The organism is Paenibacillus aurantiacus, assembly GCF_042431225.1.
Lineage (GTDB): Bacteria > Bacillota > Bacilli > Paenibacillales > Paenibacillaceae > Paenibacillus_Z > Paenibacillus_Z aurantiacus.
In genome coordinates, this window is sequence record NZ_JBHMDO010000056.1 from 14,431 (window position 1) to 30,974 (window position 16,544).

The 16,544-nt window shown below is 60.4% G+C and carries 13 protein-coding genes; 4 read left to right on the plus strand and 9 right to left on the minus strand.

Features of this window, described 5'->3' with window-relative positions; translation table 11 throughout:
- Positions 1–98: 98 nt before the first annotated feature.
- Complete coding sequence (locus ACFFSY_RS34530; RefSeq protein ID WP_377503075.1) at positions 99–983, plus strand: helix-turn-helix transcriptional regulator; 885 nt, start codon at positions 99–101, stop codon at positions 981–983.
- Between the two features lie 347 nt (positions 984–1,330).
- Here the strand turns inward: ACFFSY_RS34530 and ACFFSY_RS34535 are convergent, their stop codons facing one another.
- Positions 1,331–2,563: a multidrug effflux MFS transporter gene (locus tag ACFFSY_RS34535; RefSeq protein ID WP_377503077.1), complete on the minus strand. Its 1,233-nt coding sequence runs from the start codon at positions 2,561–2,563 to the stop codon at positions 1,331–1,333.
- A gap of 22 nt (positions 2,564–2,585) precedes the next feature.
- Positions 2,586–3,029, minus strand: a complete 444-nt coding sequence (locus ACFFSY_RS34540; protein ID WP_377503079.1) for a MarR family winged helix-turn-helix transcriptional regulator — start codon at positions 3,027–3,029, stop codon at positions 2,586–2,588.
- 193 nt (positions 3,030–3,222) lie between these two features.
- Between ACFFSY_RS34540 and ACFFSY_RS34545 the strand changes: the two genes are divergently transcribed.
- Both ACFFSY_RS34545 and ACFFSY_RS34550 read left to right on the plus strand, forming a co-directional pair.
- Positions 3,223–3,870 (plus strand): fumarylacetoacetate hydrolase family protein, encoded by a 648-nt coding sequence (locus ACFFSY_RS34545; RefSeq protein WP_377503081.1) that lies wholly within the window; start codon positions 3,223–3,225, stop codon positions 3,868–3,870.
- Between the two features lie 73 nt (positions 3,871–3,943).
- Entirely contained in the window at positions 3,944–4,114 is a 171-nt protein-coding gene (locus ACFFSY_RS34550) for a hypothetical protein (protein WP_377503083.1), read from the plus strand.
- 337 nt (positions 4,115–4,451) lie between these two features.
- Here the strand turns inward: ACFFSY_RS34550 and ACFFSY_RS34555 are convergent, their stop codons facing one another.
- From ACFFSY_RS34555 to ACFFSY_RS34570, 4 genes are all read right to left on the minus strand, one after another.
- A complete protein-coding gene (locus ACFFSY_RS34555; protein WP_377503085.1) occupies positions 4,452–6,383 on the minus strand; it encodes a YhgE/Pip family protein in 1,932 nt (643 codons plus the stop codon).
- Between the two features lie 321 nt (positions 6,384–6,704).
- Positions 6,705–8,879 carry a YhgE/Pip family protein gene (locus tag ACFFSY_RS34560; protein ID WP_377503087.1) on the minus strand — a complete coding sequence of 725 codons (2,175 nt, stop codon included), beginning with the start codon at positions 8,877–8,879 and terminating at the stop codon, positions 6,705–6,707.
- A gap of 196 nt (positions 8,880–9,075) precedes the next feature.
- Positions 9,076–9,654: a TetR/AcrR family transcriptional regulator gene (locus ACFFSY_RS34565; protein ID WP_377503089.1), complete on the minus strand. Its 579-nt coding sequence runs from the start codon at positions 9,652–9,654 to the stop codon at positions 9,076–9,078.
- Between the two features lie 275 nt (positions 9,655–9,929).
- Complete coding sequence (locus ACFFSY_RS34570) at positions 9,930–11,411, minus strand: MDR family MFS transporter (RefSeq protein WP_377503090.1); 1,482 nt, start codon at positions 11,409–11,411, stop codon at positions 9,930–9,932.
- A 209-nt stretch (positions 11,412–11,620) separates the two neighbouring features.
- Between ACFFSY_RS34570 and ACFFSY_RS34575 the strand changes: the two genes are divergently transcribed.
- Entirely contained in the window at positions 11,621–12,259 is a 639-nt protein-coding gene (locus ACFFSY_RS34575; RefSeq protein WP_377503092.1) for a GGDEF domain-containing protein, read from the plus strand.
- Positions 12,260–12,334: 75 nt separating this feature from the next.
- On the opposite strand, the gene ACFFSY_RS34580 is transcribed toward ACFFSY_RS34575, so the two are convergent.
- The 3 genes from ACFFSY_RS34580 to ACFFSY_RS34590 all read right to left on the minus strand — a co-directional run bounded on the left by ACFFSY_RS34580 (position 12,335) and on the right by ACFFSY_RS34590 (position 16,524).
- On the minus strand, positions 12,335–14,437 hold the full coding sequence (locus ACFFSY_RS34580) for an ABC transporter ATP-binding protein (RefSeq protein WP_377503228.1): 2,103 nt from the start codon (positions 14,435–14,437) through the stop codon (positions 12,335–12,337).
- A gap of 62 nt (positions 14,438–14,499) precedes the next feature.
- Positions 14,500–16,242, minus strand: a complete 1,743-nt coding sequence (locus ACFFSY_RS34585) for an ABC transporter ATP-binding protein (protein WP_377503094.1) — start codon at positions 16,240–16,242, stop codon at positions 14,500–14,502.
- Positions 16,243–16,395: 153 nt separating this feature from the next.
- On the minus strand, positions 16,396–16,524 hold the full coding sequence (locus ACFFSY_RS34590; RefSeq protein WP_377503096.1) for a hypothetical protein: 129 nt from the start codon (positions 16,522–16,524) through the stop codon (positions 16,396–16,398).
- Between the last annotated feature and the right edge of the window lie 20 nt (positions 16,525–16,544).

Here is a 16,544-nt window from a genome sequence, read left to right on the forward strand (position 1 = left end):
AAAATACAATCTTTTTCTCTTCATTTCCTGCTCAGTTACACTTAAATCCCGCTAATCTTGCTATAATGAGGGCAATATATCGGCAGGAGGCGGACATTATGGCATATGCCAAACCGGTACAGTTGGAGTACGGCGCGCCGGCGGGCAAGTCCATCTACATGGAGTATATTCGGCGGACGGAGCCGTTTAGCATGGACAGCCAACATTGGCATCCGTATTACGAGATCTATCTGCTGCTCGAAGGCAAGCGAACGTATTTCATCAAGGATGCTGCCCACGCCGTGGAGGACGGGGACCTGATTCTGATCGGCAAGCACGAGCTGCACAAATCGATTCAATCCGGCGCGGGGCCGCACGCCCGCCTCGTGATGCACTTCGACGAGCCGATGCTGCAGGCGCTGCCCGAATCGGACGCCGAGCTGCTGCGCACTCCGTTCGCCCTCGCCACGCCGCTCGTGCGCCTGCCCGCGGAAGAGCAGCGCATCGTCCGGAGCCATGCCGCGCGGATCATGCAGGAGCTGCGGCGCCGGGAGCCGGGATGCGAGCTGTACCTCCGCCACGCGCTGCTCGATATGCTGCTGCTGTGCGCCCGATACGCCGCGAACCACCCGCTGGCCACGGCCGCGCCGCCTCCGGCTACGCCGATGCACGGCAAAGTATCGGAGATCGTCCGCTATTTGAACGACCACTACGCCGCGTCCGTGCACATCCACGAGCTGGCCGCGCGCTTTTATATCAGTCCGTATTATCTCAGCCGCATGTTCAAGGAAGTGACCGGCTTTACGATCATCGATTACGTCAACCTGACGCGTCTGAAGGAAGCGCAGCGGCTGCTTCGGGAGACCCCGCTCAAGATTACGGATATCGCCGGCCAGGTCGGCTTCGGGAACTTCTCGCATTTCGGCAAAATGTTCAAAGCGGTGACGCGGATGTCCGCGCGAGACTACCGGCGGCTGTATCAACCAGGACGGGACGAGGCGTAGTCAAACCGTTTTTTGCTCCGCAAGTGTTGGCAAAACGGGTGAAATGACTCATGATAAGATACGAATTGTATCACAATGTAAATGCCATCGATACGAAAGGAAACGGCGTGATCGAGAAATATACGGTCAACCATGTTTCCCGCCGGACAAACGATTCTCTGGAAGGTTAGCAGTCATGGCAGAGACTACGCCGATGTCTATGCGACATGGGCAGTCGCCACGCCGGCAAAGCCGATTTAGGTTGAGGTTCGATACTTCATTAAATAGAAAAAAGGCCATCAGAGGCGCGCAGGTTACGCACTCTTCTGATGGCTTCTTGGTGTTCGCGCCGTGGCGTGAGCCGTGGACTACCGCCCCTTCTCCCCGCCTCGAACGAGCGCGAAATAGCAGAGTACCGCACATAGCTCCGCGATCGCGACGACGACGCCGAGCGGCAGCGCCGTGTTCTCGCCCGCGATGCCGACGAACGGCGCGGCGATGCCGCCAATAATGAAAGAGAGGAGGCCAAGCAGCGCGGATGCGCTGCCCGCGTTCTGGCCGTGCTGCTGCAGCGCCAGCGAGAAGCCCGCCGTCGAGACGATACCTACGCTCGCTACGACGAGGAACAGCGGCGGCAGCACGGCGGCTAGTCCCCCTTGCGCGGCGAAGACCGCAAGCAGCGCGAAGCCGCCGGCTGCCGCGATTGCGATGCCCGCCCGCAGCAGCTTCGTCTCGCCGACCCGGCTCGCCAGCCGGCCCGTAATCTGCGTCGCGGCGATAATGCCGAGCCCGTTCATCGCGAAGACGAGGCTGAACGTCTGCGGCGAGATGCCATACACGTTCTGCAGCACGAATGATGAGCCCGAGATATACGCGAACATCCCCGCCATGATGAAGCCCTGGGTTAGCGCGTACCCCATGAACAAACGGTCTCGCAGCAGCATGCCGAACGTGCGCAGCGTGCCGCCGAGCCCACCCGCCGAGCGCCGCTCCGCCGGGAGCGTCTCGCCAAGTCCGACGGTCACCGCGATCAGCATGACCGCCCCGTAGCCAGCCAGCACGGCGAACACGGTTGGCCACTGGCCGAAGCGCAGGATCTGCGCCCCGATAATCGGCGCCAGAATCGGCGCCGCGCCGTTCACGAGCATGAGCAGCGAGTAGAATTTGGTCAGCTCCGAGCCGGCGTAAATATCGCGCACCATCGCGCGGGAGATGACGATGCCCGCCGCGCCGGCTAGCCCCTGGATAAAGCGCAGCCCCAAGAAAAGCCAGATATTGTCGGCGAAGAGGCACAGCACGGAAGAAACCGCATAGACGACCAGGCCGATCAGCAGCGGCCCCTTTCGGCCGCGGACGTCGCTCAGCGGCCCGGCCAGCAGCTGGCCGAGCGAGAGGCCCAGCATACACGCGGTCAAGCTCAGCTGCGCCAGCGAAGCAGTCGTCCGCAGGTCGTCCGCAAGCGCCGGCAGCGCCGGCAAATACATATCGAGCGACAGCGGCCCGAAGGCGCTCAGGCTGCCCAGAATAATCGCCATCCAGAGCCGCTTCGACGCGCTGATCCGGCGCGGCTGCGGCTCGTTCGTTACGTTCGGTTGTGTCATAAGGGGAAATTCGTTCCTTTCTTCACTCGGATGATGGCTCTTGCCGGAGTTGATAACGGATGCGTTCGAGGAAAAGTCTCCCCGCTTCCAGCTCTTCCGGCGCGATCCCATCGGTCAGCAGACGCGTCGTCCGCTCGGTCATCGCGAGCACCTGCCCCTCCAGCGCCTCGCCCCGTTCCGTCAACCAGACGCGTTGGACTCTCCGGTCCTCTTGGTCCGCGCGGCGAATCACGACGCCTTTGCCCTCGAGGTTATCGATCATCCGGTTCACGTTCGTCTTATCTTTGCGAAGCCGCGTGGCAATCTCGTGCTGCGGCAGGCCGTCTTTCCGATACAATAGCAGTAGAATGAGGCTTTGCTCCGGCGCAAGGCCAAGCGGGGCCAGCTGGCGCTTCACATAGCCCGAGATCGCCAAATCGACGTCGCGAATCAAGATGCCGATATGTTCGTCCAAATGATGTTCCACGCTTCTCCCTCCGATTAGTTGCTATAACAACAGTTGATAACGTATACTATCATGCGCGTTCGTTAAGCGTCAATCACGCGGCCTGGTCCCGTGCTGAACTTGCGGGCATGCGTCCGCCGGCGTGTATAATAAGAGAAGATACGTCCGCCTCTGGCGGCACACCCCAATAGCTACGAAGGAGATGTTCTCGTCTATGTCCGATTATTCCGCAATCCGCAATATTTACTGCGTCGGCCGCAACTACGCGCTCCACGCGAAGGAGCTCGGCAACGACGTGCCCGGCGAACCGATGATCTTCGGCAAACCGACCCATGCGCTGAACCCGGCAGAGGGCACCCTCCTCCTGCCGGCTAGCATCGGCGAAATCCACCACGAGGTCGAGCTCGTCGTCCGCATCGGCTCGGACTATGCGCCAGGCAAGCCGCTCTCCGAGCTGATCGACGGCGTCGCGCTCGGCATCGACTGGACTGCCCGCGACGTGCAGTCGGCGCTCAAAGAGAAGCGCCACCCGTGGCTGCTCGCCAAGGGCTTCAAAGGATCGGCCACGCTGTCGGCGTTCCGGCCATTCGACGAAGCAGCGTTCGCGTCGTTAACATTCAGCCTCGCGAAGAACGGCGAGACGATTCAGCACGGTACACCCGCCGACATGATCTTCCCGCTCAGGCAGCTCGTCGACTTCATCGGCGCCCGCTTCGGGCTTGGCGCAGGCGATCTGATCTATACCGGCACGCCAGCAGGAGTAGGCCCCGTGGCGGATGGCGACGCGCTTGAGATGAAGCTGGAAGCGCCGGGACAAGCCGAAGAGACGTTCGGCCCGCTTCGCGTCGTATTGTCCGCTTAGGCGTTCCTCCGCGGTTATGTTCTGCCGAAATCTGGCAATAATGGGGAACAGCACCGGCAAAGGAGGTATGGCAATGGATGCATCTATGAGCGCTAACGATGTGATTCAGCAAATTCGGCAGCTCAAAACGAGCGGGCAGAATTTGAACAAGAAAAAAATGAAATCCTCGCATCCCGAGCTGATGCAGAACGCTCTGTTCTACTTCCCGAGCTGGGAGCACGCGTTAACCAACGCGGACCAATAGTCCGACCCGATTTGCGCCACTAATCGTTCCAGCATTCGCACCCGCGCCCTGCCGCCTTCATAGCGACAGGGCTTTCTTTCGTTTCCAAAGCATGCCAAAAAGGTTAACGGCTTGAACCTTCAAGCGCGTTAACCTCGCAGCGTGCCTTTGTCGCCGAATTACGATTCGCCAAGCCGGGTAAACCCGCATCCGCCCACGCGGGGCAGAAATCGTCCGGGCGACTCGATCGCGGAGAAGGGGCACGAGGCCCGACCGCTGACGAGTAACCAAGTACAGTGTGCCGCGATGCATCCCGCTGCGGGAGTCGCGCGTTGCGGCTAAAGTTCGATTGGCACGATCATGCTTGCGCCTCACGCGCCTTTCGACGCTTCTTCCGCCGCACGTATGCCGACAGCATGATAATCGTGACCGCTGCCGCGATCGCCCAATAGACAAGCAGCAGCCAGATGTCCTGTCGGAGAAGATCGTAGTCGCCCGTCGAGAGAATGGAGCGGAACCCTTCGACGGTATAGGTGATCGGCAGAAATTTGTGAATCGTCTGCAGGCCTTCCGGTCCGAGCTCCACCGGGAACGTGCCGCTCGTCGCCGCCAGCTGCAGCACGAGCAGAATGATGGCGAAGAATCGCCCCACGTTGTCTCCGAGCGTCACCAGCAGCTGGATAATCGCCATGAAGATTAGGCTGACGAACAACGTAAAGAATGCGAAATCCAGGTTGTTCAGCGGGTTCAGCCCGACGACCCCGGTCAGGACGAGCGAGACGAGCAGCGCCTGCCCGATCGAGACCGCCGCCATGACCGTATATTTGGACAGCCACCATAGGAAGCCCGACGGCGGCGGCGCGAAATTGTCGCGCAGAGCGAATACGGTCGTCAGCAGCAGCGCGCCGACGTACAGGCTGATCGAGACGAAGAACGGCGCCATGCCGGTGCCGTAGTTGGGCAGCGTGTTGAATTTGTCCTCCCGGACCCGGACCGGGTTGGCCATCATCTCGAACAGTCCTTGCGAGGAGTGGATGCTCGTAAGCTTGCTTGCCCCGTCCTTCAGCGCCGTGCTCAGCTCCCCGCTGCCGTCCACCAGCTTCTTCTCGCCCGCGGTCAATTCGCCGATCCCTTGGATAAGCGCCGTCCAAGCCGTACTTACCTTGTGCACCCCGGTATAGAGCGAAGCCGCACCCGTGCTAAGCTGCGCGGCGCCCGTCGACAGCTGCTTCATATTCGCCGCGAACGTATTAACGCCGCTTACCAGCTGACCGTGCTTGGTTACAAGCTCACCGACGCCCGCGTTAAACTTCTTCACGGAAGCTTGCACCTGCGCAAGCCCCGCGGATACCTGCGAGCCAGCCGCCTTCAGCTGCCGATAGGTCGCATCTCCAGCCGCTTCCGGGTGCTGGGCCGCGTAGGCTGCGATTAGCTGATCGACGCCGGCTGCCCCTTTGGCAAGTGGATCCAGACCTGCAGCCAGCTGCTTGCCGCCCGACTGCAGCTGCCCGAGCGCCGTATCGACCTGCTTCGTCCCCGTGCCGATCTGTCCGTAGGCCGTGTTCAGCTTCGAGGCGCCTTCCGCTAGCTTGGCAATCGCCGCTTTGAGGTCGGCTGCGCCTTTATCCAGCTGGGTTATCGACGCCTGGTTATTCTTGACCGACGCGGCAAGCTTGGCGGTGCCGTCCGACAGCGTCTGCAAGCCCGTGTGCAGATCGCCCGCGCCTGTGCTCGCCTTCTGCATCCCATCCTTCAGCTCCTCCAAGCTCTTGAAGATGGTCTCCGTATAATTTAGCGTCAGCTTCTCCGCCAGCTGCTGACGAATTTTCTGGATGCCGGACTGTCCGATTTTCGCGACGATGTAGTTCAGCCCTTCGTTCGATTTGATCGTGATCTCGAGCGGCGTCGGCTTCTGGTTCGCCAGCGTCGTCGCCCGTTCGGAGAAATCCGCCGGGATGACGATCGCGAAGTAGTAGTCATTCGCGGCCAAGCCCCGATCCGCTTCCTCGCGGTTGACGAAATGCCAATCGAAGGAACGGTCGGCCTGGAACTCCTTTACCAGGTCGCTGCCGATCGTATACGTCTCGCCCTCGAATTCGGCCGGCTTGTCCTCGTTCACGACGGCGACGGATAGCCGCTCCAGATGGCCGTAGGGATCCCAGAACGCCCATAGATAGATACCGCTGTACAAGACCGGAATGCAAATGATGCCAATAAGCGATACGAGCATTTTCGGCGATCGCGCAAGCGCCGCCCATTCTCCCGCGAACCAGCTCAGCCCTCTCTTCATTCAACCTCCACCCTTTCCTCTGGCGCCAGCGAACAAGCGATCCGGCCGCCAATCCGCGCACAAGTTTCCATCGCCCCTGAGTATTATGCGTGTCCGGGGGGTTCGCTATGCGAATGTTGGCGCGCTTGGCAGGAAGAGGGGCGCTCTATCGCCATTGAACGAGCGGTTCGCGTTGGCATGTCGAGTCAGCATGGCAATTCCGCCCTTGCGGCGATTCTGACGTTTTATCGCAACACAAAAATGACCGCTCCGGCGCAAACCGGAAACGGTCATTCTCTACTCCGTTGCGATCGGCGCTGACGCCAACCGCCCTAACTTTGCTTACATGCTGACCGCCTCGCTGCTCGATTCGGCTGGTTTGCGCCGCATGAAGTAGGCGAACGTGAGCAGGACGAACACGACGACGTACACAGCCAAGTTCGCGAACTGCTCCCACATGAGGCTGAAATCGCCGCTGGCGATGACCGCCTTCAGGCCGATAATGCTATGCGTCATCGGCAGCCATGGGTTCAGCGCCTGCATCCAGTCCGGCAGCAGCTCAAGCGGGAATGTGCCCGCGCTCGATGTCAGCTGGAAGATCATCAGGATGATGACCAGGAACCGGCCCGGATTGTCGAGCCATGTGACGAACGACTGGATGATCATCGCGAACGCCAGGCTCGCCATGAAGGCGAACAAGTAGAAGAGCGGCACGCTCTGCACGTGGATGTCGAGCACGAGCAGCACGACCGTGGCGACGATCGCCGACTGCGCGGCGCTCATGAGTACGAAGGTCAGCGTCTTGCTCAAGAACATCCCGAAGCGCGACGCGTTCGGCACGACGGACTCGCGCACCGAGAAGATCGTCGTGAACACGAGGCCGCCCATGAACAGCGCCAGAGACAGGAAGTAAGGCGCGATGCCGATGCCGTACTTCTCCACCTTGCGGTCGGCGTTCTCCACAATCTTCACCGGATCGGAGAACATCGACACCGTCTCGTCGCCTGTCTTCACTTCGGCGGTCTTGGAGGCGGCATCGGTCAGCTTGTCGGCCAGCTCGCCCGATCCGTCGACGAGCTTCGCCGAGCCGTCCTTCAATTCGCCCGTGCCGCTGCCCAGCTCCTTGGTGCCGTCCGCCAGCGTGCCTACGCCGCCGGCGACTTTGCCAAGCCCGGCCTTCAGGCTGGCAAGACCGCTCGTCAGATCGCCGGCGCCGTCCGCCAGCTTCCGGCCGCCCGCGGCCGCCTCGCTCAGCTTGCCCCCGAACGCATTCATGCCGGTCAGCAGCTGGTCCTGTCCGCCTGCAAGCTGCTTGGCGCCGCCGATCAGCTGCTGCTGGCCGGCTTCAAGCTGCTGCGCCCCGCCGAGGAGCTGCCGCTGGCCGGCTTCGAGCCGCGCCGCGCCGTCTGCCAGCTGCGTCTGCCCTTCGCTCAAGCTCGCGCTTCCTTGCGCGACCGCCTGGCTGGCGGCGAGCAGCTGCTTGACCTGCGCGTTGTCCGCCAGCTGCGGGCTCGCCTTGACCAGCTGCGCAAGGCCGTCGGCCACCTGCTGCGCGCCGCCCGCCACCTGCTTGCTCGCTTCCGATGCCGAAGCAAGACCCGACGACAGCGATGCCGCGCCGTCGACCGACGACTGCAGCCCGGCTGTCAGCTTACCGGCGCCTTCTGCCGATGATTGAAGCCCGTCTTCGAGCTTGCCGGCTCCGTCTCGCGCCGCGGCCGCGCCTGCGATCAGCTTGCTCTGCGCGTCCGACAGCTGCGATAGGCCGCTGGCCAAGCTGCCTGCGCCCTGCTTCAGCGTGCCTGCTCCGCTATGAAGCTTCGCCGCGCCGCTGGCGAGCGGACCGACGCCTGCCTTCAACGACTGCGTGCCGTCCGCCAGCTTCGCCGCGCCTTCCTGCAGCTTGACTAAGCCGTCTTCGAGCTTCTTGGCGCCGTCCGCCAGCTTGGTCGCGCCGTCTCCGGCTTCGCCGAGCCCTTCCGACACCTTGTCGATCTGCTCCAGCATGCTGCGCGTGTACGCCTCGGTAATTTGCGTCGACAACTTCGCCCGCAGCTCCTTCACGGCGCTGTTGCCGATTTGACCGGCGATATAGTTGTACTGGCTGTTCGGCTCGAATATAATTTCGGCCTGCTGCGGCTTATCGTCCATGACGGTCGCCGCCTTCTCGGAGAAATTCTCCGGCACGGTGATCGTAATGTAATATCGGTTATGCGTCATCCCGTCCCGCGCGCCCTCCGCCGAGACGAACTGCCAGTCGAAATCCGGGTTCTTCTTCAGCTCGTCGACGAACTCCTTGCCGACGTCCAGCTGCTCTTCCTCGTAAGAAGCGCCTTTATCTAAATTGACAACCGCCACCGGCAGCTTCTCCAGCGAACCGTACGGATCCCAGGAGCCCTTAATGAGGAAGCTGCTGTACAGCATCGGAATAACCGCGACGCCGATGAAGGAGATGAGCACGAGCGGCTTCTTGAACACCGCCATCATGTCCTTGCCGAACACGCTGAGTCCTTTCATTGCATTCACACGTCCTTTTCGTATAACTTCACTCTCGCGCACTTTGAATTTCTGACCAAAAATGAATTTTGGTCATTTTGTATCATAAAAAAATCCCTCCGGTCAACGCGCAGCGCGTTTCTTCCGGAGAAATACAAGCCCGGTTTATAGGCGTAACGCTTATAAACCATTGTATCTCAAGGGATCTTGAACTTTATTAGCCGCGCAGACCGTCCGCGAAGAACAGCATCAGATGATCTTGGATCTGCGCCTTGTTCAGAGGATTGGCATGCGCCTTGTTCCAATCGGTCGTCAGCGCCACGTACATCTTGAGCATCGCATAGGCGACGATCTCCGGATCGCAAGGCTTGATCTCTCCGTTCGCCACGCCGGTCTCGATATGCCGCTGCAAGTACTCGAGCACGAGCCCCTCCAGCCGATGCGTCCCGTCGAGCGCCTTCGCCGTGCCGATGTCCCGCACTTCTTGCTGGAGCTTGATGAACAGCTCGTGGTCGGAGCGGAACTCGAGCAGCGCCCCCAGCACGCGGAACAAGTTGTCGAAGAACGGCTCGCCTTCGTGCAGTCCCTCGTCCAGCACGCCCTTCAGCTCGTGCAGCGCCTTGCGCACAATCTCATCGAACAGGTCTTCCTTCGTCTTGAAAAACGTATAAATGGTACCCTTCCCCACGTTGGCGATCTTCGCGACCAGGTCCATCGTAGTCGCTTTGTACCCGAATTGGGCAAAAGATTGCGTCGCCGCCTTCAAAATAAGCGTCCTTCTGTCGACCCCGGCCATCAAAGTCCCTCCCTAGGATGCATTTCCGATTCAAAACTGACTAAATTTCATTTTTGGTCAATTAGTCACTTCAATAAGATACCACGCCGTTACGGCTTTGACAACTTCTTTTGTTGCCCGTTTGTCCGCCGCGGATGCCCTGCGCGAGCACGCGTCTCGTGTGGGCGGAAAACAAAAAGCTTGCGTTCCGCCCTTCGGGCGATTCGCAAGCTCTCTTCCCTACCGGCACCAAGCAGACGGTCACGCGCCCCCGAACGTCTGCTTGCCTGCCATCTTTAGTGCCCCATCATCGCGGCCGCATCCGCGCCCGCGTCCTTCCCTGCCGCCCCGACTTCCGTCTGCTCCTGCGCTCTCGGCTTACGAAGCACGAGCGCCAGCACCGCGCCGACGAGCGCGATGCCCGCCGCCAGGAGGAACGTATCGTCATACGCCGCGATCGCGGCATGGAGCGGATCGCCGCCTTTGGCCATATTGTCCGTCAGCTCCGACGTGAGGAAGCCGGTCATCCCGGCGACCGCGAAGGATACCATGACCTGCTGCGCGGCGGTCGTCAGCGGCGTCACCCGGGTAACAAGATGACGAGGCGCCGAAGCAAGCACATGGGTGTTGATCGGCATCATCGTCATGCCCATGCCCAGCCCCATCATGGCGAGAGCCGTCAGCACATACGGAATGCCCGTGTCTTCCGTTAGTCTGGAGAGCAGGAACAGCGACGCCGTCACTAGACTAAGCCCGGTGATGACGAGCGGCCGCGCGCCAATCCGGTCATACAGCTTGCCTGCCACCGGCATGGCGATCGCGGCGAACAGCGCCTGCGGCAGAAGGATGACGCCGGTCTTCAGCGCCGTGTATTGCTCGACATTCTGTAAGTATAGCGGCACGAGCAGCATGGAACCGAACATCGCGATCTGCGCGACCCACGCGATGATGATACCCCGCGTGAAATCGGAGGAGCCGAAGACGCGCAGCTCCAGCAGCGGCTGACGTTTGCGCAGCTCAACGACGATGAAGAGCACGAGCGCCGTGCCGCCCACGATCAAGCCGGTCAGCGTGCGCGCCGAGCCCCAATCCGTGCCGCCCTCGCTAACGCCGAACGCCAGCATCGCGAAGGCGATCGGGGCCAAAATCATCCCGAGAATGTCCAAGCTCGGCACCGCCTTGCTCTCGAAGCGCGGCAGGAATTTCATCCCGAACAAGAACGCGACGACGCCGATCGGCAGATTGATCATGAAGATCCAGTGCCAGCTCACGTAATCGACGAGATAGCCTGCCAGAATCGGGCCGAGCGCGGGGGCCAGCAGCATCGGGATGCCGAGCATCCCCATAATCGAGCCCATCTTCCCCGGTGGCGCCAGGCGAAAGACGATCGCGAATCCGATCGGCGACACCATCCCGCCGCCGAGTCCTTGAATGACGCGGAAGAGGATCAACTGCTCCGGCGACTGCGCGAGCCCGCATAAGACCGAGCCCAGCGCGAAGAAGACGATCGTCGTCAGGAAAATCCGCTTGGCTCCGAAACGGTCGGACATCCAGCCCGCCAGCGGAATGACCGCCGAGAGCGCCAACGTATAGCCGGTCACCGCCCACTGCAGGGTAGGCACGCTAGAATTGAAATCCTCGACCAGCCGCGGCAGGGCGACGTTGACGACCGTGCTGTCGAGGATAACCATGATCATGCCGATGATCACGGCTAGCAGCGGCCAGAGCAGCTGACGCAGCGTCGGTTCCGCGCCTTCGTTATGTTCGTGTGCAGTCATGCATTCTCCACTCCTTGTTCACATCTATATATCTATGGTTAAGGATACTCACCCGCAGTCGCCGGGCGGCGATTCTTCCCGCAGTCGATGGGCAAGCTGCCGAATGGTAACACTTGCTAACCACGATTTGCGCCGAATTCGCTTAGCCCTACGTAATGTTGTAGTATAATGATGATCGCTGCCCGGCAGTCCAACCACGAGGTGCATCCATGAAAATTAAGGGACGATTTATTACGTTAAGCACGGTTTTATCGGTTCATTCTCTATACATCTTGTACTACTACTTCCGCGACGCCGCGGTGGACATCTTCGACCTGCTCGGCTATCCCTTGTTCGGCACGCTCGCCTACTGGGCCGGCCTGCAGTATGACCGAGCGGTCTACTACTCGGATAAAGACGTGCTCACGAACTTATACAATCGCCGCTTCCTTATCAAAGCCTTCGAGAAAGCAAAGTCGCTTGCCTCCCGCATGAACAGCAGCCTGTTCCTGCTCGTCATCGACTGCGACAACTTCAAGCAAATCAACGATCGTGAGGGCCACCTTAAAGGAGACCGCGTGCTTGCGGCAATCGGCGAAGTGCTCGTCGCCTCCACGCGCGGCAGCGATCTTGTCGCCAGATGGGGCGGCGACGAGTTCGTCGTGGTAGGCCATCATAAGGACGGCAGCGGCCTCCAATCGATTCTGGCGCGGCTCGAGAACGAGCTGGCGGAGGTCTCGAAGCAGATGAGCGTGAGCATTAATGTGTCCATCGGGTCGGCGCTCTACCCGCGCGACGGCGGCGACCTATACGACCTGATGAAAGTCGCCGATGCGAATATGTATGCCAGCAAACGCTCGCGCAAGTAAACGAAAGAGCCGGACGGAATCGAAGCTTCTCTTGGATTCTGTCCGGCTCTTGGCGTTCGGTCATACTGCCCGGGATTAGACGGAATACACGCTCTGGCCCGCGCTCGCCGCTGGCTGCTGGTTGGCTTGAGTCGCTTGCTCCTTCTCGGCGGCACTCTCGCCTTGCTGCAGCTGATACATCTGATAATACTTGCCCCCTCGGGCCATCAGCGTCTCGTGATTGCCGCGCTCCACGATCTCGCCGCGGTCGAGCACCAGGATCAAGTCTGCGTTCTTGATCGTCGACAGGCGGTGGGCGATGACGAACGTGGTGCGGCCTTTCTTGACGACTTCCAAGGCGCTCTGGATGAGCGCTTCGGTCTCGGTATCGATATTGGATGTCGCTTCGTCGAGAATCAGAATCGCCGGATCGAAGGCGAGCGCCCGGGCGAAGGAAATCAGCTGGCGCTGCCCCGCCGAGAGCGTCGTGCCTTTCTCGATAACCGGCTCGTCGATGCCACTCGGCAAATTCTTCAGCACTTGCTCGCTGCCGACGTCCTTCAGCGCCTGCTCGATCCGCTCCCGCGTAATGCGCGGGTCGTTCATCGAGACGTTGGAAGCGATCGTGCCGGTGAATAGGAACGGATCCTGCAGGACGATGCCCATATGTTCGCGCATCGTCTGCTTCGGCATCTGCCGAATGTCCGCGCCGTCGATCGTGATGCGTCCCTGGTCCACGTCGTAGAACCGGAAGAGCAGGTTGATGATCGAGCTTTTGCCCGAACCCGTATGGCCGATGAGCGCGACCGTCTGGCCCTGCTTCGCCTCGAAGTTGATGTTCTTCAAGACGTTCTCGCCTTCCTTATATGCGAAAGTCACGTTGTCGAACTTGACGTTGCCTTGGTAGCGCGGCATGTGCTCGTCGGCGACGTCGACGCCTTCCTCGTCCAGCAAGACGAATACCCGCTCCGCGGAGACGAGCGCCGTCTCGAGATTCGGCAGCTGATTGACGATGTTGACGATCGGCTGGAACAAGCGGTTCAAGTAGTCCACGAACGCGTACAGTACGCCGAGCGTTACGAAGCCGCCAGGCGTCGTCAGGGTGCCCCCGGCGAAATAATAGATGAGCGCCACGTAGGCCGCGTTGCGGATGACGTTGACCAAGTTGTGGCCGGTAAGCGAGTTGAGGCTCAGCATCTTCTGCTTGTAGCGAAGGTTCTCCTCGTTGAACGCCTCGAACTCCTGCTCCATCTTCTTCTCTTTGCGGAACGCGCGGATAATGCCCATCCCTTGAATCGATTCATTGATCCGGCCGTTGATCTCGCTCAGCGTGGTGCGGATGACCCGGTTATACTTCTGCGCGATCTTGCCGTACACGATGACCCAGACCACGAGGATCGGCACGATAAACAGACAGATCGCCGCCAGCTTCACATTCAGCACGAACAACGCCCCGAAGATGCCGAGCATATAGATCGTGCCGGTGAAGAAGTTCGCCAGCACCGTGACGTACAGCTCGCGGATCGCTTCCGTGTCGTTCGTAATGCGCGAGACGATCTTGCCTGCCGGCAGATTGTCGAAATACTTGACCGGAAGCTTGTTGATATGGCCGAAGACGTCCCGGCGCATCGTCCGGATGATTCGGTTCGAGGACGCCTGCAGGAAGTACCGCTGCCCGTACGCGAACACGGCCGATAGCAGAATCAGCGCGAAGTAGTACCAGCACAGCTTGATCAGCCCGGCCAGCTCCGGCTTGAAGAACTGGTACAGCTGCGCCTTGCTGAGCCGCTGCGCCTCGTAAGCGGCGGTCTCTTGGCCTTTCGTAATTTGCACCCGGCCATCCGACAGCAGCTCGCGGCTGCCGTCGAACGCGACGGCGGACGGGATGAAGTAGTAGTCGCTGCCTACTTGGAAAATGCGCGCTTCCGGCCCCCGCGCTTCGCCTTCCTCGAAGTGATCCCCGCGTTTGCGCTTCTCCCCGCCATATGCGACCGTATATTGGTCATCGGCCTGCGTCGCGTACCACGGCCTCTCGATGCCCGAGATGTGGACGTCGATCAGCTGCTTGGCGACCAGCGGCCCCGCCAGCTCCGTGCCGACGGAGACCAGCAGCATCAGCAGCGCGACGATCAGCTGCGTCCGGCCCTTGAGCGCGTATTTGATCAGCCGCTTAATGGTCGCGCTCTTGCTGCCCGCCATCCGGTCGCTATCCAAGTCGTAATGTTCGCTTGCTTCCATGCTCATGTTCGTTCACCTGCCCTTTATTCGCTAGCTTTCTCCATTTGCTGTGTTTCGTATTGTTCTTTATACCAGCCGCCCTTGGTCATCAGCGCCTCGTGCGTGCCTTCTTCGATAACCCGTCCTTCGTCCAGAACGACGATCCAATCCGCGTGCTGCACCCCGGAGAGGCGGTGCGTCGCGATGAGCGTCGTCTTGCCGGCGCGCTCGCGGCGGATATTCGCGATGATCTCGGCTTCCGTCCGCGCGTCGACAGCCGACATGGCATCGTCGAGCATCAGAATCTCCGGATCGGCGATGAGCGCGCGGGCGATCGACACCCGCTGCTTCTGGCCGCCCGAGAGCGCGACGCCCTTCTCGCCGACGAGCGTGGTCAGCCCGCTTGGCAGGAAGGCCAAATCCTTCTTGAACGCCGAGGCTGCGATCGCCTGCTGAAGCTTCTCCTCGTCCGCGTTCTCCGCGCCGAACAGAATGTTCTCGCGAACTGTCCTGGAGAACAGGAACTGCTCCTGCGGCACGTAGCCGTACCACGACTTCAACTGATCCATGTCGATGCGCTCGATTGGCGTCTGCCCGATCGTAATCGCGCCAGCGCCCGTTGGATATTCCCGCAGCAGCTGCTTGATGAGCGTCGTCTTGCCGCTGCCGGTCCGCCCGACGATGCCGAGCGTCTCGCCTTTGCGCAGCTTGAACGATACGCCGCTCAAATTGTCCACGGTCGAGGACGGATAGCGGAACGTGACATCGCGGAATGCGATTTCGTCCGGTCCCGCGAGCCGCACCGCGTCGACTGGGTCCGGCACGTCGGGCGCATGGCCGAGCGTCTCGTTCACCCGATCGAGGGATGCGTTGCCGCGCTGCATGACGTTGATCATCTCGCCGATCGCGAACATTGGCCAGATGAGCATGCCGAGGTAGACGTTGAAGGCGACAAGTCCGCCGATCGTCAGTTCATTGTGATACACCAGATATGCGCCGTAGCCAAGGCCGATCAAGTAGCTGGCCCCGACGAAAATCTTCACGGTCGGCTCGAACAGCGCGTCGATGCGCACGACCGCGAGGTTCTTCCGCAGCACATCCTCGGTTACGTCGTCGAAGCGCCGCTCCGCCGCCCGCTCCTGCACGTAGGCGCGGATGACCCGGGTGCCGGAGATCGTCTCAAGCACGCCGTCGTTCATGTCGCCGAATGCGTCCTGCGCTTCGGTGAACCGTTTGTGAATCCATTTGCCGTACAGGCCGACCAGCACCGCCATGATCGGCAGCGGCAGAATCGACACGAGCGTCAGCTTCCACGAGACGAACACCGTCATCGTGACGAGCAGCGTGACCATCCAGATCGACGAGTCCATGACGGTCAAAATGCCGAAGCCCGCCGTAGCGCCGATCGCCCCCAAATCGTTCGTCGCCCGCGCCATCAGATCGCCCGTCCGGTTCTTCTCGAAGAACGACGGCGTCATCCGCAGGAAATGCCGCATCAGTTTCGATCGCATGATCCGCTCGACGACGTTCGCGCCGCCGAACAGTCGGGAAATCCAGATATAGCTAATCGTATACGTAATGACCGTCAAGACGATCAGCTGCACGATCGTCCGCGTGACGCTGTCCCACGAGACGGTGCCCAGCTGAATGCTGTCGATCGTATTGCCCACCATCATCGGCGGGAACACTTCTATAATGCCGCAGATCGTCAGCAGAATAAGCGCGATCGTATACCTTTTCCATTCTTGCTTAAAAAACCAGCCCAACTTACGCATAACCGCAAACATGAGGTTACTCCCCTCTCTTCCATCCCAACACGTGAATTTGTATATAAAAGAAAAAACACATCGCTCGTCAGCGATGTGTTTTCAGCCCGCAATAGAAAAGGCGCACGCCACGAGAAATTCGTGACAAGCGCCCTTGAATCCGTATAGGTCGGCTCAGGCCTGGATCTGCCGATCCATGCGCAAGCGCTCTTCAAGGAGGTCACGAAACGTATGCAGTTGTTGAACGCGATGGCGATCATCCAAGCGGACGGCAGTCATAAAACGGATAGTCATGTTCAACATTGCGAATCGCTCCTCTCTGG

Bases quoted from the DNA above. Each gene is read 5' to 3' on its own strand.
- ACFFSY_RS34530 (WP_377503075.1), top strand. From the start codon at position 99: ATGGCATATGCCAAACCGGTACAGTTGGAGTACGGCGCGCCGGCGGGC.
- ACFFSY_RS34535 (WP_377503077.1), bottom strand. From the start codon at position 2,563: ATGACACAACCGAACGTAACGAACGAGCCGCAGCCGCGCCGGATCAGC.
- ACFFSY_RS34545 (WP_377503081.1), top strand. From the start codon at position 3,223: ATGTCCGATTATTCCGCAATCCGCAATATTTACTGCGTCGGCCGCAAC.
- ACFFSY_RS34550 (WP_377503083.1), top strand. From the start codon at position 3,944: ATGGATGCATCTATGAGCGCTAACGATGTGATTCAGCAAATTCGGCAG.
- ACFFSY_RS34555 (WP_377503085.1), bottom strand. From the start codon at position 6,383: ATGAAGAGAGGGCTGAGCTGGTTCGCGGGAGAATGGGCGGCGCTTGCG.
- ACFFSY_RS34560 (WP_377503087.1), bottom strand. From the start codon at position 8,879: ATGAAAGGACTCAGCGTGTTCGGCAAGGACATGATGGCGGTGTTCAAG.
- ACFFSY_RS34565 (WP_377503089.1), bottom strand. From the start codon at position 9,654: ATGGCCGGGGTCGACAGAAGGACGCTTATTTTGAAGGCGGCGACGCAA.
- ACFFSY_RS34570 (WP_377503090.1), bottom strand. From the start codon at position 11,411: ATGACTGCACACGAACATAACGAAGGCGCGGAACCGACGCTGCGTCAG.
- ACFFSY_RS34575 (WP_377503092.1), top strand. From the start codon at position 11,621: ATGAAAATTAAGGGACGATTTATTACGTTAAGCACGGTTTTATCGGTT.
- ACFFSY_RS34580 (WP_377503228.1), bottom strand. From the start codon at position 14,437: ATGGCGGGCAGCAAGAGCGCGACCATTAAGCGGCTGATCAAATACGCG.
- ACFFSY_RS34585 (WP_377503094.1), bottom strand. From the start codon at position 16,242: ATGTTTGCGGTTATGCGTAAGTTGGGCTGGTTTTTTAAGCAAGAATGG.
- ACFFSY_RS34590 (WP_377503096.1), bottom strand. From the start codon at position 16,524: ATGTTGAACATGACTATCCGTTTTATGACTGCCGTCCGCTTGGATGAT.